15 protein-coding genes are annotated in these 17340 nt (G+C 63.9%); 13 read left to right on the top strand and 2 right to left on the bottom strand.

The window, feature by feature from the left end:
• Positions 1-8 precede the first annotated feature (8 nt).
• Entirely contained in the window at positions 9-680 is a 672-nt protein-coding gene (locus H9K76_RS18300) for a Smr/MutS family protein (protein ID WP_187596736.1), read from the bottom strand.
• Between the two features lie 83 nt (positions 681-763).
• On the bottom strand, positions 764-1501 hold the full coding sequence (gene radC, locus H9K76_RS18295) for a RadC family protein (RefSeq protein WP_187596735.1): 738 nt from the start codon (positions 1499-1501) through the stop codon (positions 764-766).
• Positions 1502-1583: 82 nt separating this feature from the next.
• On the opposite strand from radC, the gene H9K76_RS18290 reads away from it, so the two are divergent.
• From H9K76_RS18290 to H9K76_RS18230, 13 genes are all read left to right on the top strand, one after another.
• A complete protein-coding gene (locus H9K76_RS18290; RefSeq protein ID WP_187596734.1) occupies positions 1584-2072 on the top strand; it encodes an FKBP-type peptidyl-prolyl cis-trans isomerase in 489 nt (162 codons plus the stop codon).
• A gap of 71 nt (positions 2073-2143) precedes the next feature.
• Complete coding sequence (gene ispH, locus H9K76_RS18285) at positions 2144-3133, top strand: 4-hydroxy-3-methylbut-2-enyl diphosphate reductase (RefSeq protein ID WP_187596733.1); 990 nt, start codon at positions 2144-2146, stop codon at positions 3131-3133.
• A gap of 224 nt (positions 3134-3357) precedes the next feature.
• The gene (locus H9K76_RS18280; protein WP_187596732.1) at positions 3358-4683 is read left to right on the top strand and encodes a hemolysin family protein; all 1326 of its coding nucleotides are present in this window, start codon (positions 3358-3360) and stop codon (positions 4681-4683) included.
• Positions 4684-4754: 71 nt separating this feature from the next.
• The gene (serS, locus tag H9K76_RS18275) at positions 4755-6074 is read left to right on the top strand and encodes a serine--tRNA ligase (protein WP_187596731.1); all 1320 of its coding nucleotides are present in this window, start codon (positions 4755-4757) and stop codon (positions 6072-6074) included.
• A 706-nt stretch (positions 6075-6780) separates the two neighbouring features.
• Entirely contained in the window at positions 6781-7068 is a 288-nt protein-coding gene (locus H9K76_RS18270; RefSeq protein WP_187596730.1) for a YkvA family protein, read from the top strand.
• 244 nt (positions 7069-7312) lie between these two features.
• Positions 7313-8476 carry a response regulator gene (locus H9K76_RS18265; RefSeq protein ID WP_187596729.1) on the top strand — a complete coding sequence of 388 codons (1164 nt, stop codon included), beginning with the start codon at positions 7313-7315 and terminating at the stop codon, positions 8474-8476.
• Positions 8477-8494: 18 nt separating this feature from the next.
• Positions 8495-9931: a sensor histidine kinase gene (locus H9K76_RS18260; protein WP_187596728.1), complete on the top strand. Its 1437-nt coding sequence runs from the start codon at positions 8495-8497 to the stop codon at positions 9929-9931.
• Between the two features lie 303 nt (positions 9932-10234).
• Entirely contained in the window at positions 10235-11062 is an 828-nt protein-coding gene (locus tag H9K76_RS18255) for an IPTL-CTERM sorting domain-containing protein (protein WP_187596727.1), read from the top strand.
• A 60-nt stretch (positions 11063-11122) separates the two neighbouring features.
• Entirely contained in the window at positions 11123-12097 is a 975-nt protein-coding gene (locus H9K76_RS18250) for a collagen-like domain-containing protein (RefSeq protein WP_187596726.1), read from the top strand.
• A gap of 158 nt (positions 12098-12255) precedes the next feature.
• On the top strand, positions 12256-12849 hold the full coding sequence (locus H9K76_RS18245) for a nucleotidyltransferase family protein (protein WP_187596725.1): 594 nt from the start codon (positions 12256-12258) through the stop codon (positions 12847-12849).
• A gap of 166 nt (positions 12850-13015) precedes the next feature.
• Entirely contained in the window at positions 13016-15334 is a 2319-nt protein-coding gene (locus tag H9K76_RS18240; protein ID WP_187596724.1) for a TonB-dependent receptor, read from the top strand.
• A gap of 185 nt (positions 15335-15519) precedes the next feature.
• Positions 15520-16200 (top strand): Fe2+-dependent dioxygenase, encoded by a 681-nt coding sequence (locus H9K76_RS18235; protein ID WP_187596723.1) that lies wholly within the window; start codon positions 15520-15522, stop codon positions 16198-16200.
• Complete coding sequence (locus H9K76_RS18230; RefSeq protein ID WP_187596722.1) at positions 16197-17339, top strand: alpha-hydroxy acid oxidase; 1143 nt, start codon at positions 16197-16199, stop codon at positions 17337-17339. Before H9K76_RS18235 ends, H9K76_RS18230 begins: the two co-directional genes overlap by 4 nt.
• Position 17340 lies beyond the last annotated feature (1 nt).

The raw sequence follows: 17340 nt of genomic DNA, 5'->3' as shown, positions 1-17340 counted from the left end.
CGGGAAGGCTAGCCGCCGCTGCCCATGCGGCGCTGTGACGGCTGCAGCAGCACGACCAGCGCGCCGGCCCCGCCCTCCGCGGGCCGCGCCTGGACAAAGGCCAGCACTTCCTTCTTCTGCACCAGCCAGCTCTGCACGCGTCCCTTGAGCACGGGCATCTTCCCCGGCGACCCGAGCCCCTTGCCATGCACTACGCGCACGCAGCGGATGCCGGTGCGAAACGACAGCCGGATGAACTCGCCCAGCGCCTCGCGCGCCTCCTCGGTGCGCAGGCCGTGCAGATCGAGCTGCCGCTGGATGCTCCAGTGCCCCGCGCGCAGCTTGCGCGTGACATCCAGGCCGATGCCGGGCCGGCGAAAGCTCAATTGGTCGTCGGTGTCGAGCAGGGTGCTCACGTCGAAGGCATCGCTCAGCGATTCGCGCAGCACCCGCTCCTCGTCCCGCTCGCGCTGAACGGGGATAGGGTCGGGCGGCTCGGGCGTGTACCAGAGCCGGTCATGCTGGCCCTTGAGCGCCGTGACCGTGCCGATGGCTTCCCTGAACAGATTCTGCCGACGACGCGCCTCGCGCTCGGCCTCTGCCAACGCCCGCTGCCTCTCGGCCTCGCGCTCGGCCGCCTCTGCAAGGGCTTTGCGCAAGGTCTTGAGATCGGAGAGAGAGCGGACTTTGATATCTGGCATGGCACGACTGACAACTATCGTGTTTGTACATCATGCAATGCGAGGATTTCTGCTGGCGAGGAAAGTTTTGGAAAGAGGACTGTTTACATGTCCCCAGACTCCGCCATCGAAAGAACCTCCCCCACCCCCACCACCAGATGATCCAGCACCCGCACATCCACCAGAGCCAGCGAAGCCGACAGCTGCCTGGTCAACTGCACATCCGCCTGGCTGGGCCGCGTATTTCCGCTGGGATGGTTGTGCGCAAGGATCACCGCCGCCGCGTGGTGGTGCAGGGCGCGCTTCACCACCTCGCGCGGATAGACGCTGGCCTGGGTGAGCGTGCCCTGGAACATCTCCTCCATGGCGATCAGCCGGTGCTGGCCGTCGAGGAACAGCACGGCGAACACCTCGTGCATCCTGCCGGAGAGATGCAGCTTCAGGTAGTGCTTGACCACCTGCGGCGAGTCGAACACTGTGCGTGCGCTCAACTGCTCGGCCATGGCGCGGCGCGATAGCTCGAGCACGGCCATCAGCTCGGCCCGCTTGGCGGGTCCCAGGCCCTTGATGCGCCGCAGATCGTCGGCGCTTGCCTGCAGGAGTGCCGAGATGCCGCTGAATCCTCTGGCCGTGCTGCCGGGCGAGGGCTCCCGGATGGTCGGATCGGTGGACGAGGGCGGCGGCAGTGAAATCAGCTCCGTCGCCAGCTGCAGAACCCCCATGCCCTTGATGCCCGTGCGCAGCAGGACGGCCAGCAATTCGGCGTCCGACAAGGCCTGGGGGCCTCGGGACAGCAGCTTTTCGCGCGGGCGGGAGTCGGGGGGCAGGTCTTTGAGGGGCATGGCGGGCAAACGGTCTCTCGTCAGGGGTGGGTATGGGGGAATCCCTGATTTTTTACAATGGAGGCAAATAGCGAGGCCATCCATGTCAAGTTCCACTTCCTCTGCCGATTCCCGTGATTCCACCGTGCCCACGGTGCAGGCAGGCTCCTTTCTCACGTTGCACTATCGTCTGGCCGGTCCGGCGGGCGATGTGATCAACACCTTCGATGGCCAGCCCGCCACGCTGTCCCTGGGGGCGGGTGAGCTGGCACCCGCGGTGGAGGAGCGCCTGATCGGCATGGCCGAGGGCGCGCGCGCCACGTTCGAGCTGCCCGCGGGCGTCGCCTTCGGTGAGCGCAACCCGGACATGCAGCAGTGGCTGGCGCGCAAGGTGCTCAACGAGCTGGGCGATCCCATGGAGCAGTACACCGTGGGCGACGTGGTGCAATTCCCCACACCCGACAATTCGGGCACGTTCGCCGGCACGGTGCTCGATGTGCGCGAGAGCGACGGCGCCGTGCTGTTCGACTTCAGCCACCCCCTGGCGGGCCTGCCCGTGACCTTCGAGGTGCAACTGATCGGCGTGCTCTGAGCCAGGCGCCCAGAAAGCGCCCGCACAAGCACCTCAGACCAAAAATACAGAAGAGAGACCCCGTCAGCCCCATGCAAAAACCCCAGGAAATCGTTCTCGCCGAGCCGCGCGGCTTCTGCGCAGGTGTGGACCGCGCCATCGAGATCGTCGAGCGCGCACTGCAGAAGTTCGGCCGCCCGATCTATGTACGCCATGAAATCGTGCACAACACCTATGTGGTGAACGATCTCAAGAACAAGGGCGCGATCTTCATCGAGGACCTGGACGAGGTGCCCCCGGGCGCGACGCTGGTGTTCAGCGCGCATGGCGTGAGCAAGGCGGTGCAGAGCGAGGCCGAGGCGCGCGGTTTCAGGATCTTCGATGCGACCTGTCCGCTCGTGACCAAGGTGCACGTGGAAGTGGCCAAGCTCGCGCGCGAAGGCTATGAATTCATCATGATCGGCCACAAGGGGCATCCCGAGGTCGAAGGCACGATGGGCCAGCTCTCCGAAGGCATCCATCTGGTGGAGGACGTGACCGATGTGGCGGCGGTGCAGCCCGCGCAGACCGAATTGCTGGCGGTCGTCACGCAGACCACACTGTCGGTGGACGATGCGGCAGAGATCACGGAGGCCGTGCGCAAGCGCTTCCCCCATGTGCGCGAGCCCAAGCAGCAGGACATCTGCTACGCCACCCAGAACCGCCAGGATGCGGTGAAGGTGCTCAGCGGCCAGGTCGATCTGGTGATCGTGGTCGGCAGCCCCACCAGCTCCAACAGCAACCGCCTGCGCGAGCTCGCGGCCCGCCTGGGAACTCCCGCCTACATGATCGACGGCGCCGAGGAGCTGCGCCACGAGTGGTTCGACGGCATCGCGCGCGTGGGACTGACGGCCGGGGCCTCCGCGCCCGAGGTGCTGGTGAAGGACGTGATCGCGCGCATCAAGGAGCTGGGAGCCACGTCCGTGCGCAAGATGGACGGCATCGAGGAAACGGTGAAGTTCCCTCTGCCCAAGGGGCTGAAGATCGACGCGGCCACGGGCCTGGAAATCGAGGTCCACAAGCTGCCGGAGACCGGGCACTGAGCCACAGAGGGCCTGAATCATGGGTTTGTTGCTTCTCTAAAAGGAGCAACAAACATCAGCTGGATGTAGGATTGCGTCGCCTTTTCATCAGAAATTCACAGACGATTCCACCGCGCCAACTATGATGTCCTCCGTGCGCAGCGGGTACTCGTCCAGCCCCCGATGCACAAATCCCTACAATTTGGGCTTCTCTACACCGGGGGAGTGCATCGGACTCCCTGACTATGGAAATAGCAATACTGTTCGCCCTCATCCTGCTCAATGGCCTCTTTGCCATGTCGGAGCTGGCCTTGGTTTCAGCGCGCAAGACGCGACTGCAAAAACTCATCGATGAGGGCGATAGCGGCGCAAAGGCAGCCGTCAAGCTGGGCGAAGACCCCACGCGTTTTCTCTCCACCATCCAGATCGGCATCACCTCGATCGGCGTGCTCAACGGCATCGTCGGCGAGTCCGCGCTCGCCCAGCCGCTGGGCGTGTGGCTCGTCCAGATGGGCATGGAGGCCAAGATGGCGGGCTACGTGTCCACGGGCCTCGTCGTGGTGCTCATCACCTATTTCTCGATCGTGGTCGGCGAACTCGTGCCCAAGCGTCTGGGGCAGAGCTACCCCGAGACGCTGGCCCGCATCGTGGCCCGCCCCATCAACTGGCTGGCGATCGCGACCAAGCCGTTCGTGCGCCTGCTCGCGGGATCCACCGCGGCGCTGCTGCGCGCGCTGGGCGTGAAGGAGGGCGTCGGGAGCTCCGTGACCGAGGATGAGATCCATGCCGTGCTGGCGGAGGGCACCAGTGCCGGCGTGATCGAAACCCACGAGCACCAGATGGTGCGCAATGTGTTCCGCCTGGACGACCGCCAGATCGGCTCGCTGATGCTGCCGCGCGCCGACGTGGTGTATCTCGATGTGGAGGACTCGTTCGAGGCCAACCTCAAGCTGGTGGAAGAGTCCGATCATGCGCGTTTCCCGGTGGTGCGCGGCTCGATGGAAAACATCCTGGGCGTGATCAATGCGCGCCAATGGCTGGCCCGCGCGGTACGCGATCCGGCGGCCCGCGATCTGGCGGAGCAGCCGCTGAAGGCGGCGCTGTATGTGCCCGAAACCATCAACGGCCTGGAGCTGCTCGACGAGTTCCGCCAGTCCGACGTGCAGATGGCCTTCGTCATCGACGAGTACGGCGAGGTGCAGGGCATCGTCACGCTGCAGGACCTGATCGAGGCCATCACCGGTGAATTCCAGCCGCGCGATCCCGAGACCTCCTGGGCAGTGCAGCGCGAGGATGGCAGCTGGCTGCTGGACGGCCACATTCCCGTGCCCGAGCTCAAGGATCGCCTGAACCTGGCCAGCGTGCCCGAGGAAGACCGGGGCCGCTACCACACGCTCAGCGGCATGTTGATGTTCCTCACCGGCAAGCTGCCGGCCGAGACCGACACCGTGCAGTGGGAAAACTGGCGCTTCGAAGTCATCGACATGGATGGCAAGACCATCGACAAGGTTCTGGCCACGCGCCTGCCCGAGCCGGAAATCGATCTCTCCACCGACTCCGTTTCCAACTGAGCCTTCGTTGCCGGGCCCGTGCGCTGCGGCGCGCGGTCCCTTGTGCTGCAAGCGTTTAAAATTCAGCCCCTATGCTAGACATCCTTCAACTCCGTAAAGACCTCGATTCGGTCGTCGCTCGTCTCGAGACCCGCAAAAAGCCTCAGGCATTCCTGAATGTGGATGCGTTCAAGTCCCTGGAATCCGAGCGCAAGACCATCCAGACCCGCACGGAGGAGCTGCAATCCAAGCGCAACCAGCTCTCCAAGCAGATCGGCATGCTGATGGGCAAGGGCGAGAAGGATGCTGCAGAGGCCGCCAAGGCCGAGGTGGCCGCGCTCAAGGGCGAACTGGATGCATCTGCTGCACGCCTCGACCAGATCCAGGCCGAGATGCAGGCCATGCTGCAGGCGGTTCCGAACATGCCGCATGAGTCGGTGCCCGTGGGCGCGGACGAGCATGCGAACGTGGAAGTGCGCAAGTGGGGCACGCCGCGCGCATTCGATTTTCCGGTGAAGGACCACGTCGACGTCGGCACGCCGCTGGGGCTCGATTTCGACATGGGCGTGAAGATCACGGGTGCACGCTTCACCGTGATGAAAGGCGGCATCGCGCGCCTGCATCGTGCGCTGGCGCAGTTCATGCTCGACCTGCAGACCGGCGAGCACGGCTATGCCGAGTGCTACGTACCCTACATCGTCAACTCCGATTCGCTGCGCGGCACGGGCCAGTTGCCCAAGTTCGAGGGCGACATGTTTGCCGCCAAGAAGGGCGGACAAGATGGCGAGCCGGTGCCGGACAACGCGGCGCTCTACCTGATTTCGACCAGCGAGATTCCGCTCACGAACTTCATGCGCGACGAGATCGTGGCCGAGTCCGAGCTGCCGATCCGCCTGACGGCACATACGCCGTGCTTCCGCTCCGAGGCAGGCAGCTATGGCCGCGACACGCGCGGGATGATCCGCCAGCACCAGTTCGACAAGGTCGAGATGGTTCAGATCGTGCATCCCGAGAAGAGCTACGAAGCCCTGGAAGAGATGACGGGGCACGCCGAGGCCGTGCTGCAGAAGCTGGGCCTGCCGTATCGCGTGATGCTGCTGTCCACCGGCGACATGGGCTTCGGCGCGGCCAAGACCTACGACCTTGAAGTCTGGGTTCCGGCGCAGGGCGTGTACCGCGAGATTTCCTCGGTCTCCAACTGCGAGGCCTTCCAGGCACGCCGGATGCAGGCGCGCTTCAAGAATGCGGCAGGCAAGAACGAGCTGGTGCATACGCTCAACGGCTCGGGACTGGCGGTGGGGCGGGCGCTGGTCGCGGTGCTGGAGAACTACCAGAATGCGGATGGGTCGGTGACGATTCCTGAAGTGCTGCGGCCGTATATGGGTGGGCTGGCTGTGTTGAAGGCTGGCTGAGCTTTTTGTTGGGCCTTTTCTGGCTCGGTCTCTGTTTTTGGCCTGCCGTTGGTGGATGAGGCACAGAGGCCGGGAGTGCCCTCGGCGGGGCAGTCCCTTTTTGGTCTTGCCCAAAAAGGAACCAAAAATGCGCTTTGAATGCGGGGGCACGCGGTAAAACTCACTGCGCGCCTGCGGCGCTCCGTTCAGACAGCCACCGTGAGTCAGCTTGCAAGAGGTGTGTACGGCACATCGCTGCGCTCGTGCCGGGGTCGCCCGACTTCGGGCGAGCCGACAGCGCCAAGTTTGAACAGCAGGATTGAATTGGGGCACGCTACATCTCGCGAAGTCGCGAGATGCCCAGGCACGAGCGCAGCGACGTGCCGAATGCTCCTCCCCTTCAACTGACTCACGGCGGCTGTCTGAACGGAGTGACGAAGGAACGAAGAGAGTTCTGACGTGGGTATTAAAACGCCTTTTTGGTGACTTTTTGCGCGTGCAAAAAGTTACTGCCCCGCCGGGGGCACTCCCGGCCTCTGTCATCAAACAGACCTTGGCAACAAATAGTGCCAGCCCAAGAAGTGCCCGCTGCTCTTCTTGTAAAGTTTTCTTCCTGCTCTTGTCATCCCCCGGGTTGACCGCACGTTAAGGACTGGCAGCCGCCTGGCTGCAAGGTGCCTGCATCTGGCCCTTTTCTCTGTGTCCTGACGAATGATGGAGTACTGCCATGTGGAAGCTCGGTCGCCTTTTCACCATGTTCCGAAAGGAAATCATGCTTGCGTGGGCCGTTCTGCGCGACCCGCGTGCGCCTCGGGCGGCCAAGCTGGTGACGGTTCTGGCCGCGCTCTATGTGATCAGTCCCGTGGACTTCGTTCCGGACACCATCCCCATCCTGGGCTGGCTGGATGATGGCTTGATTGGCTACTTCCTGTTGCAGCTGGCGTTCCGGTTCCTGCCGGGGGAGCTGTTGCAGTCGCTGCGTGCACGGGTGGGCACGCGTGGCGCCACGAAGTGAGATGGCTGCCGGCGCCTGATTGCCAGCCAGGTTGACGATCCATATTTTGGTCAATCTGGTTGTGATTTACGTCTTCGAATACCCTATTTAGGTGATAGGCAAACACTCTTAAATCGTATTTAATTGTTTTAGGTACAACAAAATTTGATTTGAGATGGGCCTGCTCTGACGCACATCATCCGGCGTGCATGCGTTGCTGCATTCATGGAATGCAGCAGGCGTCTGCAGCGGAGCGGGCCTTGCAATGAATGGGTTGGCCGCGTTGCAGCGCGGCCCCGCTTCACCTGGCGATGACGATGACGAACGAGACTGGCGCCGTGTGTGGATGGGGAGTGGCTTCATGCTGCAGGCGATGACACGTCCCTCCATCCTCTGCATCGAGGACGAGCCGCAGCTGCTGGCGGATCTGTGCGAGGAACTCAGCGCGGCCGGCTATGCCCCCGTGGGCGTCCCGGACATCGAGCAGGCGCGTCAGAAGCTGTCTGCGAGTACTCCCAGTCTCATCATCTGCGACGTGAACCTGCCGGGCATGAGCGGCATGGAGTTTCTCTCCGAGGTGCGCGAGCGCAACCTGCTTCCTGGTGTGCCTTTCATGCTGCTCACAGCGCTCTCCGACCGGGAGGATGTCCTGCGGGGCAAGTGGGCGGGTGCGGACGACTACCTCGTCAAGCCGGTGGATTACGACATGCTGCTGGCCAGCGTGGCGTCGCGGCTTGCGCAGGTTGGCCGTCTTCAGGTCAGCCATCAGGCGCAGATGAGAAGCCGTGTCGGCGAGCTGCTGTCGCAGTGGACCAACGTGCTGGACAAGGTCAGCCACTGTGCCCTGGTGTGCGATGCACAACTCGGCGTGCGCTTTGCCAATCGCGCCGCCTACAGCTTGTGCGGCAGCGCCGGCGAGGGCCTGCTGTCGGTGGACTCCGCCGGAACGCTGCAGCTCAACAGGAGCATCGTGGGCCACCCGGAGGTGCAGAGCTTTCTGCGGGGCAGCCTCGAGTCGCTGCGGGTGGATATCGCTTCCCAGGAATCACCGCGCAGGCACTGGCAGGTGTCGCTGCTGGCCATGGGCGAGCGCCATCCGGCGTCGGGCCATGACGAGAGCTTCGTCGTGTTCCTCTCCGATCTGCGGCAACGCACGCTGCACAACCGTGCCGCACTGGGCCGGCGTTTCGGGCTCACCCCCACCGAGGTGCAGGTGGCAAGCCTGCTCACCGATGGCCTGAGCAAGCAGGAGATGTGCGAGCAGATGCATGTGAGCGCGGCCACGATGGCCTACCACCTGCGCAACCTGTTCCACAAGACGGACACCAGTCGCCAGGCAGAACTGGTGGCGGTGCTGCTGGCGGTCGCCTGGAATGACATCGTGATGCCGTCTTCGCAGGCGGCGCCACCGGTGCCCGCCAAGTCCTGAACAATGCATCGATGACAGATGGATGTCCCGGACCCGCTCTCACCCGCCGCTTCCGGTGCGCAGGCGCGCCGGCGCTGGACCGTGCTGTCCAGCATCGTGCTGCTGTTCTTCTCGTTCAGCGTGGCCGTGGCATGGCAGCTCGTGGGGCTCTACGGGGAACTCGATGTGCGCGATGGGCGCAACACCTTGTGGCTGCTCACGCAGGCGCACAACATGGGGCACCTGCTGGTGCAGGACGACGAATTGCTGCGCCGCGGCCTCGTCGAGCGCGATGCGCTGGAACAGCAGGAGAACATTTTCAATAACCGGCTCAGGCTGCTGAGCGAGGAGGCGCAGCAGCAGCGGCTCGAGTATTTTCATCAGCGAGAACGGGTGGCTGGTGCGATCGCGCAGTACGAGACCATCGCGCAGGGCGGCTCGATCGCGGATGCACCGCGGGGTTCCAGCATGCACGCCTCGCTGGTGTCGCTGATCGATGTGCTCGAGCGGGCGAGCAGCGATGTCATGGCGCAGGACCAGAACGAGCGCGGGGAGCAGCTGGCGCAGTTCGGCAGCCTGGTGCGCGCGGCCTTCGTTGCGTTCAGCATGGTGCTGATCACGGGCGGTCTGCTGATATGGCAGCTCATGCGCTCCCTGTCGCAGCAACGGGAGCAGACGCGCATCATCGCGGTCCAGCGCGACGAGCTGCAGCAGACCGTGTACGACCTGCACCAGGCGCAGCAGGCGACAGAGACCTATCGCAACTTCGTCTCGCTGGTCTCGCACCAGTTCCGCACGCCGCTTGCGGTGATCGACTCTACCGCGCAGCGGCTCATGCGCAGTGCGCGCGAGGAAGTCCAATCCGGATTCACCGATTCGCAGATGGTGCTGGACAAGATGAACCTCACGCGCAGCACGATCCAGCATCTGAACAAGCTGATCGACAGCGTGCTGACCAGCGTGCGGCTGGAGAGCGGCGCGATCCAGGTGCAGACGCAGCGCGTGAACCTCTCCACGCTGATGGGGGAGGTGGTGGCGGCCAATGCCCACCTGCTGCAGGACCGGCCGCTGCTGTTGGAAACCTCCGGCGATGCGGATGCCTACTACTGCCTGGGCGATGCCGTGCTGCTGGAGCACGTCCTGCAGAACCTGCTTTCGAACGCCTGCAAGTACACGCAGCCGGGGACGGCGATCGCGGTGACGCTCGCGCGCGCGGGCTACGGCACCATCGTCTGCTCGGTGCGCGATTGGGGAGAGGGCGTTCCGGAGAATGAGCTCCCGCTGCTGTTCGAGCGCTTCTACCGCTCCCGCAGGTCGCGTGCCGCCGAGGGCACAGGGCTGGGGCTGTATCTCGCGCGCTCGATCGCGCGGCTGCACGGTGGAAACATGGACGCCAGCCTGCCGGAGGGCGGAGGGCTTGCCATCCATCTGAAGATCCCCGCCGAATACATGAAGGCGCCCCCTCCGCTGGGGTGATGCATCGCGCCCTTGTTGTTAGAAATGTACCGAAATGTGCTTTTCCCCATCCAAACGGATGGGGCGCCGTTCGTTGCAATTTTTTAACATTCTTTCCAACCATCTCCTGTGCGATATGGAGCCTCCGAAACGATCCAACCAGGGTTGATTTCGCGGTGTAAGCAGTAAACGGGCGTATCGCGACCCGTTGGGCACGAGTTGGTGGGTGGGCCGGGCCAGCAGCCCGTCAGCACTCCCGTGGAGCCTTGATCTGTTCCATTGGATCTGCGTGAGCCTGATCGTTTTATTTACAGAAATCTCAAGATGCAACGAGAGAAATTCATTCTTCATCGAGCGCAGGGACGGGGCGCGGCATCGGAGCAGCGATGGGCCCGGCCGTACATCGGTGCGGCCCTCTGCGTGGTTGGCATGGCAAGCTCCGCTGCCGTCATGGCGGCGGGTATCACCGTCAATGCGGGCGATGACGTCACCTGGGGCGCCTCCATGGATCTGGGGTGCGACGATCTCGTCGTCAACGGGATCCTGAATGCGCCCGGCGTGGCCTTCACGCGGGTCGGCAACGTCATCATCGGATCTGCAGGCCAGCTCAACGCCGCCAACACCACGTTCGAGGTCACCAGCAGCTGGCAGAACAGCGGTGCCTTCAGCGGCGCGGGCAGTACGGTCACGGCCTCGAACGCCTGCTCGAACACCAGCACCGCCTTCTCTGGCAACACGAACTTCGCCAACCTGACCGCGACATCGCCCGGCCTGCAACTGAACTTTGCGGCAGGCAGCGAGCAGACGGTGAGCGGCGCATTGACCTTGAATGGCGTCACGCTGACAGGACAGGGAGGAACGGCTTTTCTCACGCTGGCAGGCGGCGGTTCGCAGAACATCGCCAACGTGGGTGTCAACGGCGTGGACGCCTCGCACGGCACGCGCCTTGCGCCGACCGGCACCAACGTCATCCCCAACGGCGCGGCCAACAACTGGTTCGCGGCCAAGACGCCACCGGTCACGCCGACCGCTGCCACGCCGGTGCCGGTCACAGGCCCTGGAGGCCTGGCATTGCTCGCCGGCCTGATGCTGGGCGCGGCCCATTGGGTGCGGCGCCGTTCGCCGGGCTCATCGCGCCGCAAGGCCGACTGACACAGCCACCCAGATCAGTTCATCTCATTCAGATATTCGACCAGACAGGAAGCACTTGTCATGAAAAAGCATACCTTGACCTCTCGCGCAACAACCATCAGCCCCTTGCTCGTAGGTCTGATCGCGCTGTCCTTCGGCTACAGCGCCCACGCGCAAGTGACCATCTCCGGCACCAACGGCGTGGCCATCAAGTCGTCGCCTGGCAATGCCACCATCACCGGCTTTGCCAACGACGGCACGGTCACGATTCCCAAGCTGGCCGCACCGAATGGCGGTTATGTGAAGAGTGACGCGAACGGTGTACTGACCGTGGATACGGGTGTGGGACCGAAGGGGGATCAGGGAGATATCGGCCCTCAAGGGCCCCAGGGGCCGCAGGGCATTCAAGGTATTCCGGGTATCGCAGGCACCCCAGGGCAAAACGGTACTGACGGTATCAATGGTACTAACGGTAGCAATGGTGCTAATGGTACTAACGGAGAAAAGGGGGACGCAGGTGCCAGCATGCTGTCTGGTGCCAACGATCCAGATGCCAACGTGGGCACGGTCGGGGACACCTACGTCAATTTGACAACTGGTGCGACATTCTTAAATAAGCCTAACAACGGATGGGAGCCAACAGGATTGAGCTTGAAAGGTCCCACGGGAGACGTAGGTGCCCCGGGACCTAAGGGCGCAGATGGGCTTCCCGGCGCTCCAGGCCTACCCGGTGCAGCGGGGGAAAAAGGTGATAAGGGCGACATTGGCCCTCAAGGCCCTCAAGGCCCTCAAGGTCTGCAGGGCCTACCGGGCTCCACCAGCATTGCGGCGTTGGGTCTTGAGTGGAAGGAGGCGGAAGGGAATAGCAGTAGTGCTACGGCTTACTGCTCTCCCGGGAAAAAAGTGATCGGTGGTGGTGGAATCCCGCCAAACAACAGCAGCAACTTGCGGTCCAGCAGGCCGACATCGAGCAATACGGCATGGACGGTGACATACGGTGGCGGCGGCAGTGGTGGTGATGCCACCGCCTACGCAATCTGCATCAACGCACAATGACAGAGCGGCTCCTCGTCTCGCCTGATGGCGTGCGAGATGACGAGTCAATCAGCCGTTTTTAGTAGTGAACCCTCGAGCCTCGGACCTGCGTGAGCACCGAGGCCTTTGCGGAGCACAAGAGCCCCCTCTTGTGCTCCGTTTTTCTGTTCCAATCCGGCATGCCTGCCATCAGCTTGCCACTCACCGCCCAACGCTTCATCGAGATTGCACGGGGCAATCCCGTCAACGCAGCGCTTCTCGAGCGCCTTCCGGCACTGGGTCTGAAGCAATGCCATCTCACGGCGGGTTGTCTCTTCCAGGCGCTGTGGAACCTGCAGAGCGGACGCGCGGCCGATTGGGGTGTGAGCGACTACGACATCTTCTACTTCGATGACTCCGACCTCTCCTGGGAGGCGGAGGATGCCGAGATCCGGCGGGTGGATGCCCTGTGCGCCGACCTTGGCGTGAAGATCGAGGTGCGCAACCAGGCGCGCGTGCACCTGTGGTACCCCGAGCGTTTCGGCAGGCCCTATGAGCCGCTTCGAAGTGCACGCGAGGGCATCGATCGCTATCTCGTGGCCTGCACGTGCGTCGGCATCGAGGTGGCCAGTGGCCACCTGTACTCACCCGATCCGCTGGATGACCTGGCGGCGGGCATCCTGCGCGTCAACCCACGGTTTCCCGATCCCGGCCAGTTCCTGCGCAAGGCCGAGAGCTACCGGCTGCGCTGGCCATGGTTGCGGCTGGCGCAGGGCGACGCGGCCACACGGTGATACGGCCTGCGTGACCTGTCGCCTCTTGCGGATGGTCAACATGTTTGCCAATTCCTGAGTGGAAAGCATTGGGAAAGAATACGAACTATTATCATTATTAGGTATTTCTTTTTTCCTCGGTTTCCCACTGCACGCCCCTTTTCAGGGGCGTTTCATCGACTCCCCCATGCTTGAAAATCACACAACAAAGAAGAATGATGCGGGTGGTCTGCACTGCGAATTGACGCAAATCGTCATCGCTGCGGGCCTCTGCCTTTCCGGTGCCGCTGTCCACGCACAGCAGCCATCCGCACCGTCCGCGGGCACGCTGCCGACGGTGAACGTGGAGGCCGCCCAGGAGGTGCCTCTGAACCCGCAGACCTCGTCGCGTGCCAAGTTCACGGCACCGTTGATCGACACGCCGAAGACGGTGAACGTCATTCCCCAGGAGGTGATCGAGCAGACCAATTCGGTCACGCTGACTGATGCGCTGCGGCTGAGCCCCGGCATCACCTTCGGCTCCGGCGAAGGCGGCAACCCGATGGGCGACCGCCCGTTCATTCGCGGCAGCGATGCGCAGGGCAGCATCTACGTGGATGGCGTGCGCGACATCGCCGCCGGTTCGCGCGAGATGTTCAATGTGGAGAGCGTCGAGGTCGTGAAGGGCGCAGATTCGGCCTATGGCGGCCGCGGCGGCGCGGGCGGCTCCATCAACCTGACCACCAAGACCGCGAAGAAGGAAAACTTCATTTCCGGCGACGTGAGCCTGGGCAATGCCGACTACAAGCGCGCGACCGTTGACATGAACCGCATGATCAACGACACCACGGCCTTCCGCCTGAATGCCATGGTGCACGACAGCGAGATCGCGGGCCGCGAAGGCCCCCAGAATAAACGCTGGGGCATTGCACCCACCATCACATTCGGCCTGGGCACTGCCGACCAGCTCACGCTGTCCTACCAGCATCTGGATGTGGACGACATGCCCGACGGCGGCATTCCGTACTACAACGCAAAGACCATTCCCGGCATGACGAGCGACGTCACGCTGCGCCCCACCAACGGCGGCAACCGCGAGAACTGGTACGGCCTGAAGGCGCGCGACAAGCGCAAGGAGCAGAGCGACCTGCTGTCGGCCAACTACGAGCACAAGTTCAGCGACACCAACAAGGTGCGCAACACGCTGCGCTGGAGCGGCTCGGAGCAGGACTACATCTGGACGCAGCCCGACGACAGCCAGGGCAACGTGGCCAACGGCAAGGTGTGGCGCCGCTTCAATTCGCGCTACAGCAAGACCTACACGCTGCAGAACGCGACAGAGTTCACCGGCAAGGCAGAGACCGGCAGCGTCAAGCACAGCTTTGCATTGGGCCTTGAGCTCTCCACCGAGCGCTCCAAGGTCGACAGCTACAGCATGGTCGATGCCAACGGCAATGCCATCGCAAACAGCAACCAGTGCGTGACGGGCCTCTCGCCCTACATGTGCACGAGCCTGACCGATCCGAACGGCAACGACCCCTGGACCGGCAGCATGGTGCGCGCCAACGCATTCACCAACTACAAGACCGATACGGCCTCGCTCTACGCCTTCGATACGCTCACGCTCACTCCGCAGTGGATCGTGAACGGCGGCCTGCGCTACGACCACTACAAGACCAGCCTGGTCAACACCAAGGGCGTCGAATACGGACGTACCGACAACCTGCTGAACTACCAGTTGGGCGTGGTCTACAAGCTGCAGCCCGATGCCAGCGTCTATGCGAGCATCGGCTCGTCGTCCACGCCGGGCAATGCCGGCCTGGGCCAGGGGGCCGACAGCACGATCGATCCGACCGGCGGCCGCACGCCGATCACCAATGCCGACATGCTCAAGCCTGAGAAGACGCGCTCCTACGAGCTGGGCACCAAGTGGGACCTGATGGACAAGCGCCTGGGCCTGACCGCGGCGATCTTCCGCAACGAGACCACCAACGCCCGCATCACCGATCCCACGGGCAACACCGCATCGATGGCCGGCAAGAAGATCGTGAACGGTCTCGAGTTGGGAGCCACCGGCCGCGTGACCAGGCAAGTGGACGTGTTCGCGGGCTATACCTTCATGGACAGCGAGCAGAAGAACATCGGCACCGTGACGTCCGGCGCACTGGCGGGCCGTCCGGCGGCCGGCACGGGCGAAGCGTTCCCGAACACGCCAAGGCACAGCTTCAGCCTGTGGGCCAACTACCGGCCCGATGCCAAGCTCACGCTCGGCCTTGGTGCATTCGGCCAGAGCGAAGCCAATGGCGGCTATGGCTACACCACGGACGGTCACCTGATCACGCGCGGCATCGCCGGCTACGTGCGCCTCGACGCCATGGCCAGCTACAAGTTCAACCCGAACCTCTCCCTGCAGGTGAACATCCAGAACCTGACCGACAAGGAATACTACGCCTCCACCTATTCCACGCACTATGCGACGCCCGCTGCGGGTCGCACGGTGATTGCGACGCTGAAGGCCCGGTTCTGAGCAAACGGGTCATTCGACGGACTTCCGTTGCCGAGATCCTCCAAGGTGGGCCCCGCTTCGGCGGGGCCTTTTTTTGTATTAAGGTGGCAGCATTGCCCGATGCTCAATGCCCGATGGCCTGGCGCAAGGGTTCTGCGGCGCCTCACCGGCAGCATCCATTCTTTCATTGACCTGGACCTCTTTCTATGATGCTTCGAATTCCCGGGCTGCTGACGCCCGACGAAGTGCAACACTGTCGCAATGCGCTCAAGGCTGCGTCATGGCAGGACGGCAAGGCCACCGCCGGCCATCTTGCGGCGCAGGTCAAGCACAACGAGCAGCTGCCGCTGCAGAGCGCGGAGGGCAAGGCGCTTGGCGACCTGATCCTCGACCGGCTCGGGCAGAACCCGCTGTTCCTTTCCGCCGCGCTGCCCGCCAAGGTGCTGCCGCCGCGCTTCAATCGCTATGCGGGCGGGGGCACCTACGGCAACCACGTCGATAACGCGCTGTTCATCATTCCGGGCAGTGCGATCAAGGTGCGTTCGGACGTCTCGACCACGGTGTTCCTCAGCGAGCCGGATGAGTACGACGGCGGCGAGTTGATCGTCGAGGACACCTATGGCGAGCAGAGCGTGAAGCTGGCAGCGGGTGACGCGATCCTGTATCCGGGAACCAGCCTGCATCGCGTGAACCCGGTCACGCGCGGCACACGGCTTGCCAGTTTTTTCTGGACACAGAGTCTGATCAAATCCGCCGAGCAGCGCAGGGTGCTGTTCGATCTGGACCGCTCGATCCAGCAACTGGGCGCCGAACTTCCCGGCAGTCCGAGCGTCGCAGCGCTGTCGGGCACTTATCACAACCTGCTGCGCATGTGGGCCGAAGCATGAAGATCCTCAACGCTCTGGGCGAGCCCGTGCAGCCTGCGCATCAGCGCATTCCCGCCGACATTCTTTCGCTGGCCGACTATGAGCGCCATGCTGTCCACCACGTCGAGCAAGCCGCCTGGGCACACGTGGAGAGCGGCGCGGACCAGGGCATCACGCTGGCGCACAACCGCGCGGCCTACGATGCGCTGCGGCTGCTGCCCGAGCCGCTGGCCGATCTGCGCGAGGCACATACGCGCACCACGCTTTTCGGCCGCGAGCTGATCAGCCCGCTGCTGCTCGCGCCCGTCGCCTACCAGCGCCTGGTGCATGCCGATGGCGAGATTGCCACCGCGCGCGCCGCCATGGCGATGCAGATTCCGATGACGATCAGCACGCTCGCAAGCCACCTGATCGAGGACATCGCGCAGGCCGCGCGCAGCGCAAGCCGGGAACTCGGCCGCAGCGCACCACTGTGGTTCCAGCTCTACAGCCAGCCCGAGCGCGATACGTCGCTTGATCTCGTCCGCCGTGCCGAAGCCGCGGGTTGCGAGGCCGTGGTGTGGACGGTGGATGCCAGCATCAAGCGCTCGCGCTATCCACTGCCCGTGGGCGTTGATGCCGTCAATCTGCGCGGCAACGCCCAGCCTCGCCAGACCAGCGATCTCATGAGTGAGAACATCCTGTTCGGCACGCCTCTGGCGCAGCAGGCGCCGCGCTGGGACGAGCTCGCATGGCTGCGCGAGCAGACCCGACTGCCGCTGGCGGTGAAGGGCATCCTGTCGCCAGCGGCGGCGGTGCGCGCGGTGGACATGGGGGCCGATGCGCTCGTCCTCTCCAATCATGGCGGGCGCGTGCTCGACGGCGTGGTCTCGCCGATCGAGGTGCTGCCCGCGATCCGTGATGCCGTGCCCGCGCACATTCCGATCATCGTGGACAGCGGCGTGCGCTACGGAACGGACATCGTCAAGGCGGTGGCGCTCGGCGCCAGTGCCGTCATGATCGGTCGGCCGCAGCTGCATGCGCTGGCCACGGCCGGCATGCTGGGCGTGGCGCACATGCTGCACATGCTGCGTGCCGAGCTGGAACTGGCGATGGCGCAGACCGGCTGCGCCACGCTGGCGCAGATATCGCCTCGCGTGCTGCAGCCGCACCCGCGCTGAG

The sequence above is a fragment of the Diaphorobacter ruginosibacter genome (assembly GCF_014395975.1).
In the GTDB taxonomy this organism is placed as follows: Bacteria; Pseudomonadota; Gammaproteobacteria; order Burkholderiales; family Burkholderiaceae_C; genus Diaphorobacter_A; species Diaphorobacter_A ruginosibacter.
The sequence above is the reverse complement of the archived record's forward strand: the minus strand, read 5'-3'. Positions and strand labels throughout refer to the sequence as shown.

Excerpts from the sequence above, each read along its gene's own strand:
- H9K76_RS18260 (WP_187596728.1), top strand. The coding sequence starts at position 8,495 with ATGGATGTCCCGGACCCGCTCTCACCCGCCGCTTCCGGTGCGCAGGCG.
- H9K76_RS18245 (WP_187596725.1), top strand. The coding sequence starts at position 12,256 with ATGCCTGCCATCAGCTTGCCACTCACCGCCCAACGCTTCATCGAGATT.
- H9K76_RS18300 (WP_187596736.1), bottom strand. The coding sequence starts at position 680 with ATGCCAGATATCAAAGTCCGCTCTCTCTCCGATCTCAAGACCTTGCGC.
- H9K76_RS18280 (WP_187596732.1), top strand. The coding sequence starts at position 3,358 with ATGGAAATAGCAATACTGTTCGCCCTCATCCTGCTCAATGGCCTCTTT.
- ispH (WP_187596733.1), top strand. The coding sequence starts at position 2,144 with ATGCAAAAACCCCAGGAAATCGTTCTCGCCGAGCCGCGCGGCTTCTGC.
- H9K76_RS18250 (WP_187596726.1), top strand. The coding sequence starts at position 11,123 with ATGAAAAAGCATACCTTGACCTCTCGCGCAACAACCATCAGCCCCTTG.
- H9K76_RS18270 (WP_187596730.1), top strand. The coding sequence starts at position 6,781 with ATGTGGAAGCTCGGTCGCCTTTTCACCATGTTCCGAAAGGAAATCATG.
- H9K76_RS18255 (WP_187596727.1), top strand. The coding sequence starts at position 10,235 with ATGCAACGAGAGAAATTCATTCTTCATCGAGCGCAGGGACGGGGCGCG.
- H9K76_RS18290 (WP_187596734.1), top strand. The coding sequence starts at position 1,584 with ATGTCAAGTTCCACTTCCTCTGCCGATTCCCGTGATTCCACCGTGCCC.
- H9K76_RS18240 (WP_187596724.1), top strand. The coding sequence starts at position 13,016 with ATGCTTGAAAATCACACAACAAAGAAGAATGATGCGGGTGGTCTGCAC.
- H9K76_RS18265 (WP_187596729.1), top strand. The coding sequence starts at position 7,313 with ATGAATGGGTTGGCCGCGTTGCAGCGCGGCCCCGCTTCACCTGGCGAT.
- radC (WP_187596735.1), bottom strand. The coding sequence starts at position 1,501 with ATGCCCCTCAAAGACCTGCCCCCCGACTCCCGCCCGCGCGAAAAGCTG.
- H9K76_RS18230 (WP_187596722.1), top strand. The coding sequence starts at position 16,197 with ATGAAGATCCTCAACGCTCTGGGCGAGCCCGTGCAGCCTGCGCATCAG.
- H9K76_RS18235 (WP_187596723.1), top strand. The coding sequence starts at position 15,520 with ATGATGCTTCGAATTCCCGGGCTGCTGACGCCCGACGAAGTGCAACAC.
- serS (WP_187596731.1), top strand. The coding sequence starts at position 4,755 with ATGCTAGACATCCTTCAACTCCGTAAAGACCTCGATTCGGTCGTCGCT.